This is a genomic window from Rhodococcus sp. FW305-130 (genome assembly GCF_058788335.1).
This window is the reverse complement of record NZ_JBYTAP010000005.1, coordinates 61356-81197: the sequence shown is the minus strand read 5'-3', so window position 1 is coordinate 81197 and position 19842 is coordinate 61356. Positions and strand designations below refer to the sequence as shown.

At 61.8% G+C, this 19842-nt stretch carries 14 protein-coding genes and 1 tRNA gene; 8 read left to right on the top strand and 7 right to left on the bottom strand.

Annotated features, from left to right (window positions below):
- Positions 1-86: 86 nt before the first annotated feature.
- The 4 genes from AC3WQS_RS16560 to AC3WQS_RS16545 all read right to left on the bottom strand — a co-directional run bounded on the left by AC3WQS_RS16560 (position 87) and on the right by AC3WQS_RS16545 (position 5448).
- On the bottom strand, positions 87-506 hold the full coding sequence (locus tag AC3WQS_RS16560; RefSeq protein ID WP_019749099.1) for an acyl-CoA thioesterase: 420 nt from the start codon (positions 504-506) through the stop codon (positions 87-89).
- Positions 507-510: 4 nt separating this feature from the next.
- On the bottom strand, positions 511-2190 hold the full coding sequence (ettA, locus tag AC3WQS_RS16555) for an energy-dependent translational throttle protein EttA (RefSeq protein ID WP_007730925.1): 1680 nt from the start codon (positions 2188-2190) through the stop codon (positions 511-513).
- Positions 2191-2356: 166 nt separating this feature from the next.
- Positions 2357-3535, bottom strand: coding sequence for an acyl-CoA dehydrogenase family protein (locus AC3WQS_RS16550; RefSeq protein ID WP_019749100.1), 1179 nt, complete (start codon positions 3533-3535; stop codon positions 2357-2359).
- A gap of 95 nt (positions 3536-3630) precedes the next feature.
- Positions 3631-5448 carry an ABC transporter ATP-binding protein gene (locus AC3WQS_RS16545; RefSeq protein WP_492711543.1) on the bottom strand — a complete coding sequence of 606 codons (1818 nt, stop codon included), beginning with the start codon at positions 5446-5448 and terminating at the stop codon, positions 3631-3633.
- A gap of 106 nt (positions 5449-5554) precedes the next feature.
- Between AC3WQS_RS16545 and AC3WQS_RS16540 the strand changes: the two genes are divergently transcribed.
- On the top strand, positions 5555-6013 hold the full coding sequence (locus AC3WQS_RS16540; RefSeq protein WP_003945320.1) for a MarR family winged helix-turn-helix transcriptional regulator: 459 nt from the start codon (positions 5555-5557) through the stop codon (positions 6011-6013).
- A gap of 4 nt (positions 6014-6017) precedes the next feature.
- On the opposite strand, the gene ssb is transcribed toward AC3WQS_RS16540, so the two are convergent.
- Together ssb and AC3WQS_RS16530 are read right to left on the bottom strand one after the other, a co-directional pair.
- Positions 6018-6431 (bottom strand): single-stranded DNA-binding protein, encoded by a 414-nt coding sequence (gene ssb, locus AC3WQS_RS16535; protein ID WP_060939151.1) that lies wholly within the window; start codon positions 6429-6431, stop codon positions 6018-6020.
- A gap of 181 nt (positions 6432-6612) precedes the next feature.
- Positions 6613-8748 (bottom strand): bifunctional copper resistance protein CopD/cytochrome c oxidase assembly protein, encoded by a 2136-nt coding sequence (locus tag AC3WQS_RS16530; protein WP_020970010.1) that lies wholly within the window; start codon positions 8746-8748, stop codon positions 6613-6615.
- Between the two features lie 97 nt (positions 8749-8845).
- On the opposite strand from AC3WQS_RS16530, the gene AC3WQS_RS16525 reads away from it, so the two are divergent.
- From AC3WQS_RS16525 to AC3WQS_RS16500, 6 genes are all read left to right on the top strand, one after another.
- Positions 8846-8921, top strand: a tRNA-Arg gene (locus AC3WQS_RS16525).
- A gap of 118 nt (positions 8922-9039) precedes the next feature.
- The gene (locus AC3WQS_RS16520; protein ID WP_003945304.1) at positions 9040-9198 is read left to right on the top strand and encodes a hypothetical protein; all 159 of its coding nucleotides are present in this window, start codon (positions 9040-9042) and stop codon (positions 9196-9198) included.
- Positions 9199-9649: 451 nt separating this feature from the next.
- Positions 9650-9793 carry a hypothetical protein gene (locus AC3WQS_RS16515; protein WP_198931685.1) on the top strand — a complete coding sequence of 48 codons (144 nt, stop codon included), beginning with the start codon at positions 9650-9652 and terminating at the stop codon, positions 9791-9793.
- 1136 nt (positions 9794-10929) lie between these two features.
- Positions 10930-15579: a DUF5979 domain-containing protein gene (locus tag AC3WQS_RS16510; RefSeq protein ID WP_492711545.1), complete on the top strand. Its 4650-nt coding sequence runs from the start codon at positions 10930-10932 to the stop codon at positions 15577-15579.
- A gap of 128 nt (positions 15580-15707) precedes the next feature.
- Positions 15708-15851, top strand: coding sequence for a hypothetical protein (locus AC3WQS_RS16505; protein ID WP_003945342.1), 144 nt, complete (start codon positions 15708-15710; stop codon positions 15849-15851).
- 66 nt (positions 15852-15917) lie between these two features.
- Positions 15918-16733, top strand: a complete 816-nt coding sequence (locus tag AC3WQS_RS16500) for a class E sortase (protein ID WP_019749117.1) — start codon at positions 15918-15920, stop codon at positions 16731-16733.
- Positions 16734-17097: 364 nt separating this feature from the next.
- On the opposite strand, the gene AC3WQS_RS16495 is transcribed toward AC3WQS_RS16500, so the two are convergent.
- Entirely contained in the window at positions 17098-17367 is a 270-nt protein-coding gene (locus AC3WQS_RS16495) for a putative quinol monooxygenase (RefSeq protein WP_232329879.1), read from the bottom strand.
- Between the two features lie 225 nt (positions 17368-17592).
- Between AC3WQS_RS16495 and AC3WQS_RS16490 the strand changes: the two genes are divergently transcribed.
- Complete coding sequence (locus AC3WQS_RS16490; protein WP_019749120.1) at positions 17593-19770, top strand: glutamine synthetase III family protein; 2178 nt, start codon at positions 17593-17595, stop codon at positions 19768-19770.
- Positions 19771-19842: the final 72 nt, after the last annotated feature.

Sequence of the window (19842 nt, the reverse complement as noted above, 5' to 3'; positions counted from 1 at the left end):
CCTTGTGGGTTCTGATCGCCGCGACCAATCTCTGACTCGAGACTAGCCGCGGCAACCAGTACCTAGGGTGAACTGAGAAACGAAATCTACGATGTCGTCATCTGAACAAGCGATGCTTCGAGCACCGCACGTTCGCTGTCCGCCAGCGGTCTGGACTTTTCGGACACGGTGTCGAATCCGACCATCAACGCGTCGCCGAAGGCGCATTCGACACCCGCGTTGTCACGGATGACGTGCCGAACCGTGAACGAGGAAGTCCCGACGTGAGTCGTGAAGATCTCCACGTTCAACGGACCGGACCGATCGGTGACCGGCTTGAGGAACTCGATGGTCATCTTTCGAACCACGAGGTATCCCGGCCGGCCGCCGAGCGGCGCCAGTTTCGCTTCCAGGAACTGGATGCGAGCTTCCTGCATGTACTCGACGTAACGCGTGTTGTTGACGTGACCCAACCGGTCGGAATCGCCCCACCGGACCTGGATCTGCGCTGTGTATACGTCGGACACCGGATCAGTCCCTGGTGAGCTTGCGGTGAGTCACGCGGTGCGGGCGTGCGGCGTCGGGGCCGAGTCGCTCGACCTTGTTCGCCTCGTAGCCCTCGAAGTTGCCCTCGTACCAGTACCAAGCTGCCTCGTTGTCGCCGAAGCCACCTTCCCACGCGAGGATGTGGGTACAGGTGCGGTCCAGGAACCAGCGATCGTGCGAGATCACGACGGCGCAGCCGGGGAACTCTTCGAGAGCGTTCTCCAGCGAGCCGAGGGTTTCGACGTCGAGGTCGTTGGTGGGCTCATCGAGCAGGATCAGGTTGCCGCCCTGCTTGAGCGTCATCGCCAGGTTCAGGCGGTTGCGCTCACCACCGGAGAGGACGCCGGCCGGCTTCTGCTGATCGTGGCCCTTGAAACCGAACGAGCTGATGTACGCGCGCGAGGGGAACTCGGTCTGGCCGACGACGATGAAATCGAGCCCGTCGGACACGGTCTCCCAGACCGTCTTCTTGGGGTCGATTCCGGAACGGTTCTGGTCGACGTAGCTCAGCTTGACCGTCTGACCGATCTTGACCTCACCGGCGTCAGGCTCCTCGAGACCGACGATGGTCTTGAACAGCGTCGTCTTACCGACGCCGTTGGGGCCGATGACGCCGACAATTCCGTTGCGCGGCAACGTGAACGAAAGATCCTTGATCAGCACGCGGCCGTCGAACCCCTTGTCGAGGTTCGAGACCTCCACGACCACGTCACCCAGGCGCGGCGGTGCCGGGATCTGGATCTCGTCGAAGTCGAGTTTGCGGGTCTTCTCGGCTTCGTTCGCCATTTCCTCGTAGCGATCGAGACGAGCCTTGTTCTTGGCCTGACGGGCCTTGGCGCCGGAACGAACCCAGGCGAGTTCGTCCTTGAGGCGCTTCTGCAGCTTCTGATCCTTCTTGCCGGCAACTTCGAGGCGTGCAGCCTTCTGCTCCAGGTAGGTGGAGTAGTTGCCCTCGTACGGGTACAGGCGTCCGCGGTCGACTTCACAGATCCACTGCGCGACGTGATCGAGGAAATAACGATCGTGGGTCACGGCGAGGATTGCGCCGGGGTAAGCAGCGAGGTGCTGCTCAAGCCACAGAACAGATTCGGCGTCGAGGTGGTTGGTGGGCTCATCGAGGAGCAGGAGGTCGGGCTTGCTCAGCAGCAGCTTGCAGAGCGCAACGCGTCGCTTCTCACCACCGGAGAGGTGGGTGACCATCTCTTCCGGCGGGGGGCAGCGCAGGGCGTCCATAGCCTGCTCGAGCTGCGAGTCGATCTCCCACGCGTCTGCGTGATCGAGCTTCTCCTGCAGTTCGCCCATCTCTTCCATGAGCTCGTCGGAGTAATCCGTGGCCATCAGCTCGGCGATCTCGTTGTACCGCTTGAGCTGGACCATCGTCTCTCCGAGACCGTCCTCGACGTTCTCGCGAACCGTCTTGGTCTCGTCGAGCTCCGGCTCCTGCATGAGGATGCCGACGGTCGCGCCCGGAGCCAGGAATGCCTCGCCGTTGCCCGGCTGGTCCAGTCCGGCCATGATCTTGAGGATGCTGGATTTACCAGCGCCGTTCGGTCCGACGACACCGATCTTCGCGCCGGGGTAAAAGCTCATCGTGACGTCATCGAGGATGACCTTGTCACCGTGCGCCTTGCGCACCTTCTTCATCGTGTAAATGAACTCAGCCATGACCGCCAGCCTATCGGTGTTTGTCCTATAACCCACATTGCGCGTTGGCACTCACTCCGATCCGGGTTCTGCGGACAGTCCGAGGTCATCGACCAGATTCACCGACATGCTCATCGACCCCCACGAAAACCGCGATGGGGACACCTCCGGGTGTCCCCAGGACGGCTCAGATCATTGCCCGGTGGATGCCCTTCGGCTCGCCACCGAGCTGCGAGAGCGTCGACGAATGGAAAATGGAACCAGGCACATGGATCGCGTGCGCGAGACCGGCATGCGCGTCACGCCAGAACCGCTGCATCGGCGTGTTCAACTGCAACGCGCCACCACCGGAACGAGCAAAGATCTCGTCCACCGCCCGCACCGCACGCCACGCCGCAGCAGTCTGCGTGCGCCGACCGATCGCACGAAGCTCGAACGAAACTTCCTGCCCCTTCTCGGTCATGTCCCAGAATCGATCCACCGTCTCCAAGATCGCAGCCCGAGAAGCAGCGATCTCGGCCGCAGCCTCACCGATCGCGAACAGCACGTACGGATCTTCCTTGATCGGAACACCACTGACCGTCACACGCTCACGCTGCGCCGCCATGTTGCACGCCAACGCACCCTCCGCGATACCGATCAACGACGAAGTGATCCCCAACGGGAAAATGCAGGAGAACGGGAACTTGTACAACGTCTCCGTACGGCCCGCTTCCTTCCACGCCGTCCCGTCGAAAACCTTTCCCGCATCAAGAGTCCGATACGTCGGCAGGAACGCATCCTTGACGATCAGATCCTTCGACCCCGTACCGCGCAGGCCCACGACATTCCAGCTGTCCTGGTCGATGTCGTAATCGGAGCGCGGCAACAACACGTGCAGAATCTTCGGCGGCATCAACGGCTTACCGGACTCGTCACCGACCATCGCACCGATCATGATCCAGTCACAATGATCGGTACCGGACGAGAACGACCAACGACCGTTGAGGATGTACCCACCCTCGACCGGCCTCGCCACGCCCATCGGCGCATACGGCGACGCCATCCACGTATCAGGATCGGTCCCCCACACCTCTTCCTGAGCCTTGCGGTCGAAGAACGCAAGCTCCCACGGATGAACACCGACGATGCCGCTGACCCAGCCCGTGGCACCATCCATCGCACCGATAGCCATTGCCGTCTCGGCGAATTCACGCGGATGCGCCTCGAACCCTCCGAACTCCTTCGGCTGCAACATCCGGATCACGCCGGCGTCGCGCAAACGCTTCGCGCTGCCGTCCGTCAAGCGCATCAGCTTGTCGCCCTCGACTCCGTCGGCGCGGATCTCGTCGGCGAACTGTGAGATGTTGTCCAGAACCTGACCCATGATCTTTCCGCCTCCACTGATAGTCGATCAACGACCATTAAAGTAGAACACGTTCTAGAAACTTGCGGAAGTGAAATGGCCGACATTTCTTACACTCACACGGTCTGCAGTTCCGACGGGAGTTCGACGGCGTCGCTACCCGAGGCCGCAAGCAACTGCGCGTATCGCCCACCTTGTTGCACAAGTTCGTCGTGGGTGCCCTTTTCCACAACCACGCCCTGGTCGAGGACCGCGATGAGATCCGCATCTCGAACCGTGGAGAGTCGGTGCGCTACAACAAGAGTGGTGCGTCCGACCATCAGCTCGTCGAGCGCGTCCTGCAGCGCACGTTCAGTGCGATTGTCCAAGGCGCTCGTCGCCTCGTCGAGGACCAGGATCGGCGGATTCCGCAGAACTGTGCGCGCGATCGCGATGCGCTGTTTCTCACCACCGGAGAATCGGTAGCCACGCTCGCCGACCATGGTGTCGTACCCGTCGTCGAGACCGGAGATGAACTCGTGGATTTGCGCGATGCGCGCTGCTTGCTCGATCTCGGCGTCGGTGGCATCGGGTTTCGCGAACCGAAGGTTCTCACGAATCGTCGTATGGAAGAGGTACGTCTCCTGCGACACCACGCCCACCAGATCGGAGACCGTCGCGAGATCGAGGTCCCGCAGATCGATGTCGTCGATTCTCACCGATCCCGCAGTCGGGTCGTACAGACGTGCGGCCAAGTATCCGAGGGTGGTCTTGCCCGAACCTGTGGAGCCGACCAGCGCCAAGGTTCCGCCGGCCGGGACCGTGAGGTCGATGTTGTCGAGAGTCTTGCTGTCGGTTCCTGGATACGAGAAGTCGACGTGGTCGAACCGAAGTTCGCCGGACATCTTGGTGCGGTCGAAGCTCTTCGACTCTTCCGGATCCGCGATGTCGATCGGCAGATCCAGGTACTCGAACACGCGACTGAACAGTGCCATCGAACTCTGCACCTCGACGCCCGTGTTGAGCAGCATCATGGTGGGGCGGAACAATTGGGTCTGCAGTGTGGTGAATGCGACGAGGGTGCCGACGGTGATGGTGTTGCCGTGATCGAGAGTGAAACCGGCGAACCAGTAGACCAGTGCGGGCATGGCTGCGAAGGTGATCGACATGGTCGCCATGCGCCACTTGCCGGCCATCATGGCCCGGAGTTCCACGTCCGCGACTTCCGCTGAACGCTCGGTGAATCGATCCGTCAGAGCCGACTTCGCGCCGGTCGTCTTGCCGAGGAGAATGCCACTGACGGAGAGAGATTCCTCCACCTGCACCGACAGATCACTGAGTAGCTTCTGCCGCTTACCCGAGATCTTGCGGCGCTCGTCACCGATCTTGCGTGCGATACGGATGAACACCGGCAAGATCGCCAGCGAGAAGATGGCAAGCCGCCAATCCAGAAGGAACAGAGCAACAATGGTGGCTGCCACGGTCGTTGCATTCTGCGCGATGGACGTTGCCGTGTTGGTGACCACCGACTGCATACCGCCGATATCGTTGGCAATGCGCGACTGAACTTCTCCGGTTCGGGTTCGAGCGAAGAATCCGAGCGACTGACTCTGCAGATGCGAGTAGACCCGCACGCGCAGTTGGTGCATCAGTTTCTGGCCGATGCTGTTGGACATCCAAGTCTGCGCCACGCCGAGACAGCTCGTGATCACGGCAATGGCGATCATGCCGATGGCCAGAACGCTGACGAGTCCGAGGTTCTGGTCCGGGATCGCCTTGTCGAGCATTTCGCGTAGGAGCAGCGGACTGCCCAACGCCACGATCGCGCTGAGTGTGATGACCGCGGTGACGATGGCGATCTGAGTTCGATACGGCGCGAACAGTCCGAGTACGCGCTTTGCCGGTACGGAGTCCGCCGGAGTGATCTCGACAGCGGATCGTTCGATGTTTCGCATGTGATCTGGTTTCACGTTCTACCTCCTGGAGGCTTTCTCACCCTAGTTTCATATTGATGAGGTTACCTCACTATGAGGCTGACACCAACAACGCTAGACTGACGCCATGCATTCCCGAGAGCGCGAACTCACCGACGTAGTGATGTCCGTGGCACGGCTCATCCGCCGACGCCAAGTGGCAGCGCTGGAACCATTCGGTCTCTCGCCGTCGCAAAGCCGAGCGCTGCGAGTACTGACCCGAGTGGGCGAGCCGGTTCGACTCGGGTTTCTTGCCGAGCGATTGCGCATCGTTCCGCGGTCGGCGACCGACGTCGTGGATTCCCTCGAAGAGGCCGGATGGGTGCGCCGCACTCCCGATCCGAACGATCGGCGAGCCGTGTTACTCGAGCTCACCGACGCCGGCGCTACCCTCGCTGCCGACGTCGCGAAAGCTCAACGCCGCGAATCCTCGGATGTGTTCGACGACCTCGACGAATCGGAGCGAGCAACTCTCACCGAACTTCTCGAGCGAGTGGACGCGGGGCACGACTCTCGGCCCCGCGACTGCCCGAAACCCTCGGTGTGAGTCCTCACGCAGCGACGGTGTCGACTGCGTCCTCGGCATTCTCCGCCGACGTCGGCTTGCTCTGACGCTCGATCTTCGAGATGCAACGAGCAAGGTCCGCGCCTACCGCAGTCGCCCGTAGCTCGAGATCGGAACGAGGCACACCCTCTTTGGTCGTGTACTCGTTGGTGCGCAACTCCCCCGCCACCATGACCGGATCACCCTTCATGATGGATGCGCCGACGCCGGTGACCAACCGCCGCCAGCAGCTGACCGTGAGATAGAGGGTCGCTCCGTCCGTCCACTCTCCGGTCACCGCGTCTTTGCGTCGCGTGTTGCTCGCCATCCGAAAGCTCAGCACCTCTTCGCCATTGGTTGTCTGCCGCTTCACCGGATTGGTGATGACGGTTCCGACAACCGTTGCATGCGTTTCGTACATGTCCGATCCCCCTTCGAACTCCAGAACCCGCCAACTGCCGCGGGGCCGATCATTGCGTCGGCAGTTTCGATTGTGGAACGGCAAACGCCTGGCTCGGGATTTCGATTTCCACCTGTGCATCGGCGGGACAGCTGTGGAGAAACAGCACTGCCCGAGCCAAACGGCCCGGGCAGTGTCGGAACTAAGTGCTAGTGGAGGATTCGTCGGATTTCTTCTCGCTGGGTGTCTCGCCCGCAGAGTCCTCGCTTGCAGTCTCCGCGTCAGCAGCCTCACGCGGTTTCCACCCCTCGCGGTCCCGCCTGGCCAATTCTGCGAACATAGCGTTGTGAGCAGCGAGGTCGGCGTCGTGGTCACGCTCGGCCGCACGGTCCGTTCGGCGCGCGGTCCTTCCGTCACTGCGCGACCACTGAACCAGCAGCGCGAGCATGACCACCATGAGTGGGATCTCGCCGGTCGCCCACGCGATGCTGCCGCCCAGCTGCTGATCGCCGATCAGGTCGTTGTTCCAACCGAGTCCGAGCGAGCGGAAGTACGCGCCGCCCATGACGGCGGTGGTGCTCATCAATGCCACGCCGAAAAACGCGTGGAACGGAAGTGAGCCGAAGACCATCGCCAGCTTGGTCACCGGCTGCAATTGGCGTGGTGACGGGTCTATTCCGATCGCCACCCAGTAGAAGAGATAGCCGCTGAGGATGAAGTGCAGGTTCATCAGCAGGTGAGCGCTGTGCGAGTCGACGGTCGCGCCGTAGATTCCGCCGAGATACAGCGCGTAGAAACCGCCGACGAAGAGAACTGCCGCCACGATCGGGTGGGTGATGAATCGTGAGAACGGGCTGTGCAGCGCGGTCAGAATCCACTCGCGAATGCCTGGCACGCCGTCCTTGCCCGCCGGATCGAGCGCCCGCAGAGCCAAAGTGATCGGCGCACCCAGAACCAGCAGGACTGGGCCCAACATCGACAGCGCCATATGTGCGCCCATGTGAACGCTGAAGACTGCCGGCGCGTACTTGCCGACACCGGACGACGTGGCGATCAGGAGCACCGCGCAACCGCTCATCCAGGCGATGGTTCGGCCGACGGGCCAGGAGTCTCCACGCTTGGCCAGCTTGCGCAGGCCGATGCCGTACAGAATCGCCGCAGCAATTGCGGCGGTGCCGAACATGAGGTCGAATCGCCAGTCCGTCACGAACGCCATGAACGACGGCGGGTCCGGAAGGTTGTAACCGAGTTCGACCTCGGGAATCGAGGGAATCGACAGCGGCGGAGGCGGCGGGGTACGACCGAGGCCGATCGCGAGACCGATGGTCGCCGCCATCACGATCGTTTCGGCGCCGGCAAATCGAATCAGGGCAGAGCGACTCTTCGGGTTCTCCGCCAGCGCCGGTAGCGCCCGACTCCGCTGAGCCCAACCGAAGAACCCGAGGATGATCAGTGCAACTGTTTTGGCGACGATCAATCGTCCGTAGGTCGTGGTGAACACGTCGTCGAGAGGCAGACGGACAATCGCATTGATGACGCCGCTGAATCCCATGACGACGAAGCAGATGGATGCGACCGTCGAAAAGCGTCGAGCCGCTACGTCGGTGTAATCGCCGCCGCGCCGCGCGTGGGCCAGTAGCGCGAACAAGCCGCCGGCCCAGAGCGAAGCCGCCACAAGGTGCAGGATCAGGCTGTTGGTAGCGATGTCATGCGAGCCGCCCGAAGACGAGTGACCGGTGAGAGCGAGCGGCATCAGTCCGAGAAGACCGACCAGCAGCAGGAGCGGTGTCCACCACCAGCGCAGTGTCAGTCGGGCCAGGATCGCCAGAACAACCGCGATGATCGCCGTCCAGCGCCAGGCGCCGGCGATCTCGACCTGATCGAGTCCCGACCAGAGGTTTGCCGGTTTGATCGCTTCGGCGAACGGCTGACCCGACGTGTCGGAGAGCGTCAGGGGCACCATCATGAACGAACAGATTGCCCACACGATCGCGGCGTGCGATGCGGTTCGGACTGCTCGATAGCCGTCGACGTCGAGGACGCCCGACTTCTGCGGCGGCACGAAGAACGCGGCCAGCAGCAGTGACCCGATCGCGATGACCGCGGCGATCTCCCCCAGTGCGCGCATCGCGGGGAGGCCGTATGTGGTGATCGGACCTGGATCCGGGATACCCAGAAGAGTCAGTGCCTGCGACGCGGAGAATCCCACCACGATGGCTGCGGTGAGCCCTGCGATGAGTCCACTGACCACGAATATCGCGGTCGAAGAAGCGGGTGCACCGCTGTGCTGTGTGGACTCCGGTGGGGAATCTGTCGGCGCGAGGTCGGGTGTAGCCATACCTCAAGGGTAGGACCTTCGCGAACCGACTACGACAACGCGTCGGAGTTGGGCGGCGCGCGTCACATCCCGAACCCTCGAGTATGATGTTCCACGCGCCTCCGTAGCTCAGGGGATAGAGCAAGAGCCTTCTAATCTCTTGGTCGCAGGTTCGAATCCTGCCGGGGGCACCACAAGATTTGATTCACGGATAGTCACACTGCGTGGACGAGCGGCCACTGGGCAGAGCAGTCCGATACGGACCGAAACCTAGCCCACAAATTACGTGCCGTCCGCAGTAATCTGCCTCGCATGAAGAAGGCACTTCCGAAGACCCTGAAGTCACTCGCCCGGACGGTTGGAATCCTGGCACTCGCGATCGTCGTTGTATCCGTCGTCGAGCGGTTCACCGGCGCGCACCAACCGACTACCGGTCCCGCCTCGTTGACCGGACCCGACCAATCGTTGTAGCCCTTCCCCTGCGACAAGGTCGTCTCACGAAGTTCTACGACAACGAGCCGGTAGCCAAGAATCCACCACTGCCGGCTGAGTCGCATGCAACACGCTAAGCAGAGCCGCCGCACAGTGTCACAGAATCTCTGGGCTCCGGATCCCAGGGCGTAACAGCAGCCGGAGTAGTCGGACCTTGCTGGCGGCCGTGGGCGTAGCACCAATGACACAAGCTGCGTCAGAATGGTTGAGCGAGAACTCGATTCGAAGTTCTAATTTCGCGAAGTTTCCAGGGAGCCGCGAGAGGCGCCGGCTCTGGGACCTCGCGGCTACTCGGTGCGGTTGCTCGGATGTGGCGACTGCGCACCGACCGAACCGGCCGCATCCGCCGTCAGCGACTACGCAACGACCGTCACCATTTGACTCCGGGCATCGAAAGCGCTTGAAAAGTAAGCCATTTCATCGTGCCGAAATGCGCGAGAACGACCTGAACTTGCGAGGTCTCCAGATCTTCGAAGAAGCCTCCGACGTGGCATTTTCCGAGATCCGCACACATCCCAGGCAGTGCCTCATCCGTGCGCACAAGAGCGTCGCCAAAAGTCGCTGCGGCGCGTGATCAGCTGGACTGAGGTAACCGTACCGAAGGCTTTCTACGAAAAGCTGGGCGATTCTTTGTCTCGAAATGCCATGTCGGCCCCCGAAGCATTATCGACGGTTAACTCAGGCCGGAATCCAATCTGCTAAGAAAAACGAATCTAATGTGACCCCCATCTCTGGATCCTTTCAGGGATTCCAGGTTTCGATGACGCGCGACTGAATTCACCCCCTAATTCACCCTCGCACTACCAGAAGAAAAAAGATTTGCATTTATGCCGACTGTGTGCGCACAGATAATTCGCTGAACAACCCGTCGTTGCGACAGCAGATAAAGGCCAGTGAACTACATAAAGGCTCAATCGGTACGGCAGCGCCGAACCGACTCGGTCGCTCATCGGTCGTCGACGAGGGCCAGGACGGGCATGCAACTGATGGTTGATATCGAATTGTGACGAACCAGCCAGTTAACTTGGGAAGATTTCGAATTAACCATATATAGCCAGGTACATGGAGTTTTTCGTGCATGGACGGACGTCCAGGGCATGTCCAGCTACGCGATTTGATCATGTTAGGTTCCTGATTGCGCATCGTCCGGTTTGCGCCTTCTGCGTAGTTTGCTCGTCTTTTGCACATTCTCGCGAACCGCCCCGGGCAAGTTTCTTCAAATTTTGTCAGAGAAAGGAATTTCATGAAAACCGTCACGGCCGCGTTGTACGCAGTACGAAGACTCCCCTTCGGAGCCATCGCGCTGGTGCTATTGCTATCCGGGATGGCGCTCATACCCGGACTGCGATGAATTGCGCAGGAAAAAACCTCAGCCGCGGCCTTTAGAGCCCCGTAAGTCGTCGCGTTAGGGAATGCCGGCGGCCGAATTCAGTTGGAATTTCCCGGCCCCACCCGCAGTGGGTCGTCAGTCTGCCTTTGCGCCAGCCGAGGCCCGATTACCAACTGTTCGGCTCCGCAGTAGGTCGCCTGAGAATCACCAACGCTCGCATTCAGGCTCCAGAGCTGCTCCAAGGTCCCGTTTCGCTATTCGCCGGCCCCGGAAACGGGGCCTAAATCATGTGTTCTGAACGAAAGGTGTTCGTCATGCGTAACCGTGTCTTCCCGCGTCGTGCCGGGGAGGGGGTGGTGTCTCGGTGGGCGGCGTTGGGGATGATTGTTGCGGTCCTGGCGCTGGTCATATCGTCGTTCTCATTCGTCCAAGTTGCCTCGGCAGATGACATCGGGACCTCGACCACCACAGTTCCGACCACCACAGTTCCGACCACCACAGTTCCGACCACCACAGTTCCGACCACAACGAAGCCGCCCGCGACTACGACGGAGGCGCCACTGAAAACGACGGCGCCGCCTACTTCCACGTCGGAGTCACCCACTTCTGCGAAACCGCCGATCACATCCACGGCGCCCCCGTCTACGACTTCTGTGGCGGCGCAGCGACTGGCCGCACGCGGAGTCAATCCCGGCATCGATGTGAATATCACCGACGTCCAGGTCGAGGGAAAGAACGACCAGCAGATCACGGTCGGGGACTCCGTCACGGTGAAGGGCACTTGGGACGCGTCAAGCGCGAGTCCGCAGCCGGGCGACCAGTTCACCATTGAATTCCCTGGCGAGCTGAAGCTTCAGTCCAACCCGACGATCGCGCTGGAGGGCGACGATGGGACGGTTTGGGGCACATGCGATCTGGCTGCTTCCACCAATCTCATGACCTGCGTGCTCTCCGACGCTGTGGCGGATCGGCCGGACGAGGTGAAAGGCGATTTCTTCGTCTACACGAAGGCAGTCGAGTACACCACCGAAGAGAAAGTTGATTTCACGATCAACGGCAGTTTCGACGTGACGCACGAGCTACCCGGCGGTGGCGGCATCAGCGACGGCAGCGTGATCAGCGCTGCCAAGAAGTCCGGCCAACTCCAGGGCAACAAGCAGTCTGTGCGCTGGACCATCGACATTCCCGGTGCCGATCTGGCCGCACTGGACGCGGGCGGCACCGGTTCGGTGACCCTGAGCGACGCGCTCTCAGAGAACATGAAGCTGTGTACGGGCAACCTGCTCAACGCGAAGCTGTTGTCCGGTCGCCCGAACGATCTCAAGCCGGTCGCAGGCGGCGTCACCGTCACCCAGAGTGCCGCTGGAGATCCAGTCAGCATCGCGCTCGACAACGGCGGCCCCTTCGAAAGAAACAAGCTCTACCGCATCGAGTACACCTCGTGCACAACCAGCGGCGAAGTGGACAACACGGGCACCGTCTACGACAACTCCGTGACCATCGGCGGGAACACCGTAGGCGCGGCAGGCGTCGGCCAGGATTGGTCGCCACAGACCGGGCCGTCGAAGTCCGGCGGTTGGGCCGGGGGTACCCGGTACAGCGAGATCGACTGGAGCATAACGCTTCCGGGCACTTTCATCGCGAGCCTCCCCGACCAGAAAGTCATCATCAAGGAGACTCTCGGCGCCAATCACGAGGTCTGCGAGGGCGGCCTCGTCCCGACGGTCTGGCGCGCGAACCGTCTACCCGGGCTGAACGGTGAAACAACCAACCACGTCAACGTCACCTCCGAGTTCGACATCGACGCTTCCGGTGCCACGGCGAGTGCCCAATCCTTCAGCATGACCATCACGCCGAAGGAAAAGATCAAGCAAGACTCGACGCAGTACTACTACGTGAAGTTCCGGTCCTGTGTGATCGAGAAGGAGGTGCCGGACTCCTCTGATGTGTTCACCAATACGGCGGTCGTCAACGGCATCTCCAAAGACGCTTCGGTGACGGGGCCCAAGTTCGAGGGCGGCAAGACCGGCACGCTCAACTCCGAACCGAAGGACGTCGCGGGCGAGAAGCAGCCTGCCGGCACGACCATCGACTGGAAGGTGCAGGTCTCCGGGCACACCCTCGAGGGCCTCGACGCACCGGCGGTCATCACCGACACGTTCTCCGACAGCTTGGCGGTGTGTGATGTCAGCGGCGATCTGAAGAAGGACCTCAATTTCAAGGTCACCGCGCGCGACTTCCTTGCAAAAGAGGGCGGGACGGACATCACCGCGGGCACCACGGTCACACGCAGCGGCGACAACGGGATTGCCATCACCCTCCCGAAGGACGCGGGCGACTACAACCGTGAGACACGCTATTACGTCGAATACACCCTCTGCACCAGCAGCGGTGGGCTGGATCAGCGCGGCACGGTTTACGGGAACTCGGTCTTCTACAACGGCAAGACTCAGTCGACGCAGAGTGTCAAGCAGGAATGGGGCGGCGGCGGCACCGGCCAAGGTGTGTCACGGGGCTCGTTCTCGCTTCTGAAGGAGATCGCTCCCTTCTCCGAGAAATTCCCGCAAGACACCGAGTTCACCGTGAAAGTCGAGGAGTTCGCCCCCGGGCAAAACCCAGCGACCGACGCCCCGGTGAGCTCCTACGAGATCAAGGTGAAGGCTGACGGGATCTCGGTCAGTGGGATCAACCCCCGCGGAACCGGCTGGCAGATCCGACTGTCCGAGATCAACCTCCCCACCGTTGACGGTGTGTATTTCGAGAGAGGGACGTTCCGCCCGTCAGAGGGTGTGACGCTCAACGGGGACCGCACCGAGGCGCTGGTGACCATCACGCCGAAGAGCAATGTCGGTGTCACACTGCTCAACAAAGCGAGTCTGGGATCGGCGAGGATCACCAAGTCCGTCATCGGTGACGGAGCGCGCACGGGACTCGAGGCTTTCGTCGTCAACGCAGAGATCGCCTTTGGTGACGACGCCGCCGGCAACGAGTTGCGTCAATTCACTCTGAAGGACGGTCAGCACTACGACCTGGGCAAGTTGCCCATCGGAGCGAAAGTCACCTTCACCGAGGTCCAACCGATGAACACCGACCTCGTGACCTGGTCGGAGCCGGTGATCAACCCGAAAATGCTCACCATCGGCACCGATGCGTCGGCGAACACGGTCTCCATCACCAACGAGGCCAAGATCACGCAAGGCACCTTCGAAGTGAGCAAGAAACTCACGGGCCCGAAGGCGTTCGACAAGGCCGTACCGGCGAGCTTCGACGTGATTGCCACCTGGCTCGATACGGACGACAAACCGCAGAGCAAGACACTCTCTCTTCCGTCCGACGGCACCGCGGTTCCGTTCGGCGAGAACCTGCCCGGTGGCACCGAAGTCACACTTACAGAGCTGGTTCCGGCAAACGGTGACGGTCTCGCCTATGGCGTGCCCGCATACTCCGGGAATGTCAGGATCAATCCGGACAACGCAGCCGTGGTGACCATCGGCAAGGATCTGCGCAAGATCGAGGTGTCGAACTTCGTCGACGTCAACGACGGCACTCTGCGCATCGCAAAGCAGGTCGGCGGTGAGGCCGCCGAGGCCGTCGGCGACGACGTGGAGTTCACGGTCGAGGCGCGTTGGCGCGACGGTGTGGAGTACCGCACCCAGGTGCTGAGCGTCAAGCAGGGACAGACCACACCGCTCGGCGTCGACCTCCCCGTCGGCACCGAGGTGACCTTCACCGAGACCGGCCGTCCCGATGTCGACGGAGTCGAGTGGGGCACCATCTCCTGGGGAACCAGCCCGGAAGGCGAATCGTGGCTGCATTCGAACCTCGACGGCACCGCGACGGGCATAGTCTCCGACGACCCGACCGACGGTCGACTGATCACGCTGTCGAACGAGGCGCTGTGGAAATTCGGATCGGTCGAATTCACGAAGTTCATCCTCGACGCTGACGGCAACCCCGTCCGCGCCCCCGAGGCCGACCTGCCTGACAGCACGAAGTTCGAAGTCCGTATCGACGGAATCGATCCGGCGCTCCCCGCCGGAACCGATTTCCCGGCAGTGGGCCAGACCATCACCCTCGATGCCGGAAACGACTGGAGCTGGACGTCCGACGAGGTTGTGCCGCGGAACACCGTGATCACCTTCTCCGAGGTCGACCCCAAGCCCCTGGCCGGTATCGACTGGGCGCGGCCGTATTACTACGTGTCCGCGGATGCCGGTGACGCCGAATACCGCGACACCGTGAAGGCGGTAGCCGGTGAGAAGGCTGTGGTGGAGATCCACAACCGCCCGATCCCGACCACCGAGGTGGATATCGACAAGATCGTGACCGGCCCCAAGGGCGGCCAGGTGGCAAAGGACGGATCCACGATCTTCCAGGTCACGGCTACGTGGACGGACATCGACAATGAGGCGCGGTCTTGTGTTCTCGATGTCAGACCGGGCGCTTCGGTCACTCCGACCGCCCAGTGCGACGCAGCCGTCATCGACGGCCGGGTCCAGTTCCCGCTGAACACCGACATCACTTTCACAGAAACCGGTGCTCACACTGACGTCACCAACGTCAAGTGGGGTGAAGTGATCTGGGGCGTCAAGGAAGGCAAGGCGGACGTCTCGAATATCGACGGCGACCCGACCGCAACTTCCGTCAAGCTCACCGGCGAAGCAAACAAGTCGGTGGTCCTGGGACTCGAGAACAAAACCAGCAGCAATGGGCTGATCATCATCCCGATCCCGATCCCGCTGCCGCCGGGGGAAATCCCGACGTGGCCGGGCTCTGAGGTACCCGGAGGACCAGGCACCGACGTGTCGACTCCCGGCAACAACACTCCCGGCAATAACGGTGGTGGACACAACGGTGCTCCGGGCACGCCTGCTCCGGGAAATCCTGCTCAGGCCAAACCGGACCAGTCATCGTCCCTGCCGGTAACCGGCGCGAACGTCATCTGGCTCGCCGGTCTGGCGCTGGCGCTGATCGGCGGTGGCGCATGGCTCACCCTGCGTAACCGCAAGCGTGCACCCGGCCGGGAGTAACTCCCAACCAGGAATACCGAAACAGGGCGGGTGGCGACCTACGCCTGGTCGCCCCCGCCCTGTTTCACCGTCACGACGTATCTATCTCGCGGCCGCCCCCGTGGCCCACCCCTCGAAGGAGAAACACCATGTCATTCCTCCCGTTCCCGATCGTCATCGAAGGCATCGAGACCACTGGTTCTGCCGCGATCGACGGCCTCGGTCGCCTGTCCGTACTCCTTTACGATCTCCTCGGCGGTACCGGAAGCGCCACGATCAACGCGGGCAGCTAGTTCGATACGGCACCAATTCGACACATCAGCTAGCTCGGTAGATCTGTGAAGAGGAGACCCCGGTCCGTGAGCGATACCAAAGTTCGAGGGCATCGGCGGCCGGGCACAGGCCAGGTAATCGGCGAACTGCTCCTCACGGCCGGGGTCGTCGTCCTGCTGTTCGTCATCTATGAGGCGTTCTGGACCAATATCGTCTCAGGGCGGCTCCAGGACGAACTCAACAACAGTCTGGAGGAATCCTGGGCCGAAGACCCCGAAGCCCCAGGAGCGATCGACGGTCAGCCGGTGTCCCCGCTGATCCCTGTGCTCGGCGAGGGATTCGCGCGCGTGCATTTCCCCACACTCGGCGCCGCGTACGCAATCGTCGAGGGCACACGCAACGAGGACCTGCGGGCCGGCCCCGGCCACTACCCGGACTCGCAGATGCCCGGCGAAGCCGGAAACTTCGCGCTCGCCGGGCACCGCAATGGTTCCGGCGCAGTCTTCCAACACCTGGATCGACTCGATGCATGCGATGCCGTCGTCGTGGAGACCGAGTCCCAGTGGATGACGTACCGGTTACTCCCACTCGACCAGGCCTCGCCCGAACGTCGCGCTGCGGCGAAAGCCTGCTTGAATCCCGAGCAAGCCGATCGGGTTTCCGAAGGCGACTACGCCCATCTCCTCGGGCGGCACATCACCGTGCCCGGGGATGTTGCGGTCGTCAACCCGCTGCCCGGAAGCCCTTGGGCCGAGCCCGACGCCACGCTGGAAAGTATGTTGACACTGACCACGTGCCATCCGCTCTACTCGAACAGCGAACGCTTGATCGTCCACGCGGTTCTCGTCGAAACAATCTCGAAGACTTCGGGCACCATTCCCGCGGCATTCCAGGAGCAATGAATGTACGGCTACCTCTGGGGCGCGCTCCCCGGCCCCCGACCAGTGAAGGCCCTGCTGGCGATCGTTCTCTTGGTCGCGGTGGTGCTGCTACTCATGGAAGTCGTATTTCCTTGGGTGTCAGAGCATATGCCCTACTCCGACGTGACCGTATAGAGCGCCCGTGCAGGTCGGCCGACACCGGCACAAGGCCCGGCTGGAGCCCGAAGGCGCTGTCCTACATCGGACTCGACGGACCTACGATGATTCTGGCGTGTCGATGCAAACCAGTTTCCGCGTGTGTCGGAACGGCTCGCCTAGTTGACGCTCGAGGCTCTCCGGAATGTTCGTTCGACGCCTGAGCGAGCACTGAGACCGGACTCCGCCGCTACAGGACCTTCGTGAAGATCTGCGCCGGCGCTGCCGTCTCGAGCTTGTCCAGCGCCTCAACCAACCTGACGAAGTGCTCGGTATGAGTGTGGGCGTCGAGGTGCTCCTGCGATTCCCATTCCTCCGCCAACACGAGCTCGCAGGGATTGTCGGTGCGCTGCAGTAACTCGTAATTGATGCAGCCGACCTCTTTTCGGGTCTCGGTGACAAGTTCTTCGTACAACCGAAGCACTTCCGCGAGATCGCCCTGCTCCACCGTTGTTGGCACCAACACCCTGATCACAAAGACTCTCCGATTCGACTGTCCTGCAATAGCCCGTCGGCTCGAAGTCTGCCGTAGACCTCCGACAGATCGACATTTCCGTTGTGACTCGAAGTTTGCGGACAGGCGCAATATCTACGAAACACCCCCGATACCGGAGGTTCGTAGGGTTTGCCGAAGTCGGGCTCGCAATCAGCAGCGCAGCCCTGGGCCCGGGCGAGGGGTAAGCACATGAGTGGAAATGCAGTTCGCTTGCAAGCGATCAAGGACGTCGAGGCCTACACACCTCCGGTGGTCAGTTTCACCACCGACGAGACACCCGGCGAGGTGTTCGGTGCCAACGTCTTCAACAAGGTGGTCATGCAGAAGCGACTGCCCAAGCTCGTCTACAAGTCGGTGATGGCGACGATCGAGCAAGGCAAACCGCTTGATCCCATGGTCGCCGATGCGGTCGCGTCGGCGATGAAGGACTGGGCGTTGGAGAAAGGCGCAACCCACTACGCCCACGTCTTCTATCCACTGACCGGGTTGACGGCCGAGAAGCACGACAGCTTCCTCGAGCCGGTCGGCGACGGCAGTGCACTGGCGGAGTTCGCCGGCAAGACCTTGATCCAAGGTGAACCCGACGCCTCGAGTTTCCCGAACGGCGGGCTGCGCAACACATTCGAGGCTCGCGGATACACCGGCTGGGATGTCACGAGCCCGGCCTACGTTCTCGAAAACCCCAACGGCAACACACTGTGTATCCCGACCGTGTTCGTTTCGATGACCGGCGAAGCGCTCGACCACAAGACTCCCCTGCTGCGTTCACAACAGGCAATGGGTTTCCACGCCGAACGAATCCTGAAGTTGTTCGGCCACGACGACCCCGAGCACATCGTGTCGTTCTGCGGTCCCGAGCAGGAGTACTTCCTGATCGATCGACACTTCTTCCTCGCCCGCCCCGACCTCCTCAACGCCGGCCGAACACTCTTCGGCGCAAAGCCGCCCAAGGGCCAGGAGTTCGACGACCACTACTTCGGGGCGATCCCGGAACGTGTGCTCGGATTCATGATGGACACCGAGCGGGAACTGTTCAAACTCGGTATCCCCGCCAAGACACGGCACAACGAGGTTGCCCCCGGCCAGTTCGAAATCGCCCCGATGTTCGAGCGAGGCAACATCGCCGCCGACCACCAGCAGTTGCTGATGACCACCTTCAAGACCATCGCCAAGAAGCACGGCATGGAATGTCTGTTCCACGAGAAGCCGTTCGACGGTGTCAACGGCTCCGGCAAGCACGTCAACTTCTCGCTGGGCAACTCCGAACTCGGCAGTTTGCTTGTCCCCGGCGACAATCCGCATGACAACGCCCAGTTCCTCGTATTCTGCGCCGCAGTCATCCGGGCCGTCCACAAATACGCCGGCCTCCTGCGCGCGTCGGTCGCATCGGCAACCAACGATCACCGTCTCGGTGCCAACGAGGCGCCCCCGGCAATCATCTCGATCTTCCTCGGCGATCAACTGGCCGACGTCTTCGAGCAGATCGCCAAGGGCGCGGCAACATCGTCGAAGGACAAGGGCACCATGATGATCGGAGCCGACACCCTTCCCGTCCTGCCGACCGATCCGGGCGACCGCAACCGCACGAGCCCATTTGCCTTCACCGGCAACCGTTTCGAGTTCCGCGCACCAGGATCGCTGCAAACAGTCAACGGCCCGATGGTCACCATCAACACGATCATGGCCGAGGCCTTGGACTACATGGCCACCGAACTGGAGGCCGCGGTTGCCGACGGCGCGGATTTCGACACCGCCGTCCAGAATCTGCTCACCGAGATCATCACCAACCACGGTGCGGTTGTCTTCAACGGCGACGGTTACTCGGAGAACTGGCAGATCGAGGCCGAGTCTCGCGGCCTGCCGAACCTTCGCACGACGCTGGACGCCCTTCCTGAACTGATCACCGAGTCCTCGATGGAACTCTTCGAGAAGTACAAGGTCTTCAACCACCGAGAGATGCACAGTCGCTACGAGGTCGGACTCGAACAGTACGCACTGAGCATCGGCGTCGAGGCACGCCTGGCCGCCGAAATCGGTACGACGCTGATCCTTCCGGCTGCAGTGCGCCACCAGACGGAAGTTGCGCAGAACTTCGTCGCACTGAAGTCCGCCGGCCTCGAACCGGATTCAGCTCCGCTCGAAGAAGTGTCGGCGCCCGTTGCGGCTCTGCGCACAGCGCTCGCGGCCCTGCGCGCAGCAATCGACACCGACGCCGGCGAGTCGCCATTCGATCAGGCCAAGCACGCACAGGACGCACTCCTGCCCGCCATGGCAGAGGTACGTGCAGCGGCCGACTTCCTCGAAACCATCGTCGCCGACGATCACTGGCCACTCCCGACGTATCAGGAAATGCTCTTCATTCTCTGAGCATCACCGAAATCAACGCTCACAAAACTGTGGCCTGCAACTCGATCGAGTTGCAGGCCACAGTTGTCGAAT

What these genes read in the sequence shown, in the direction of transcription:
- ettA (WP_007730925.1), bottom strand. Translation starts at nt 2,190, where the DNA reads ATGGCTGAGTTCATTTACACGATGAAGAAGGTGCGCAAGGCGCACGGT.
- AC3WQS_RS16550 (WP_019749100.1), bottom strand. Translation starts at nt 3,535, where the DNA reads ATGGGTCAGGTTCTGGACAACATCTCACAGTTCGCCGACGAGATCCGC.
- AC3WQS_RS16545 (WP_492711543.1), bottom strand. Translation starts at nt 5,448, where the DNA reads ATGCGAAACATCGAACGATCCGCTGTCGAGATCACTCCGGCGGACTCC.
- AC3WQS_RS16540 (WP_003945320.1), top strand. Translation starts at nt 5,555, where the DNA reads ATGCATTCCCGAGAGCGCGAACTCACCGACGTAGTGATGTCCGTGGCA.
- ssb (WP_060939151.1), bottom strand. Translation starts at nt 6,431, where the DNA reads ATGTACGAAACGCATGCAACGGTTGTCGGAACCGTCATCACCAATCCG.
- AC3WQS_RS16530 (WP_020970010.1), bottom strand. Translation starts at nt 8,748, where the DNA reads ATGGCTACACCCGACCTCGCGCCGACAGATTCCCCACCGGAGTCCACA.
- AC3WQS_RS16520 (WP_003945304.1), top strand. Translation starts at nt 9,040, where the DNA reads ATGAAGAAGGCACTTCCGAAGACCCTGAAGTCACTCGCCCGGACGGTT.
- AC3WQS_RS16515 (WP_198931685.1), top strand. Translation starts at nt 9,650, where the DNA reads ATGCGCGAGAACGACCTGAACTTGCGAGGTCTCCAGATCTTCGAAGAA.
- AC3WQS_RS16510 (WP_492711545.1), top strand. Translation starts at nt 10,930, where the DNA reads ATGATTGTTGCGGTCCTGGCGCTGGTCATATCGTCGTTCTCATTCGTC.
- AC3WQS_RS16505 (WP_003945342.1), top strand. Translation starts at nt 15,708, where the DNA reads ATGTCATTCCTCCCGTTCCCGATCGTCATCGAAGGCATCGAGACCACT.
- AC3WQS_RS16490 (WP_019749120.1), top strand. Translation starts at nt 17,593, where the DNA reads ATGAGTGGAAATGCAGTTCGCTTGCAAGCGATCAAGGACGTCGAGGCC.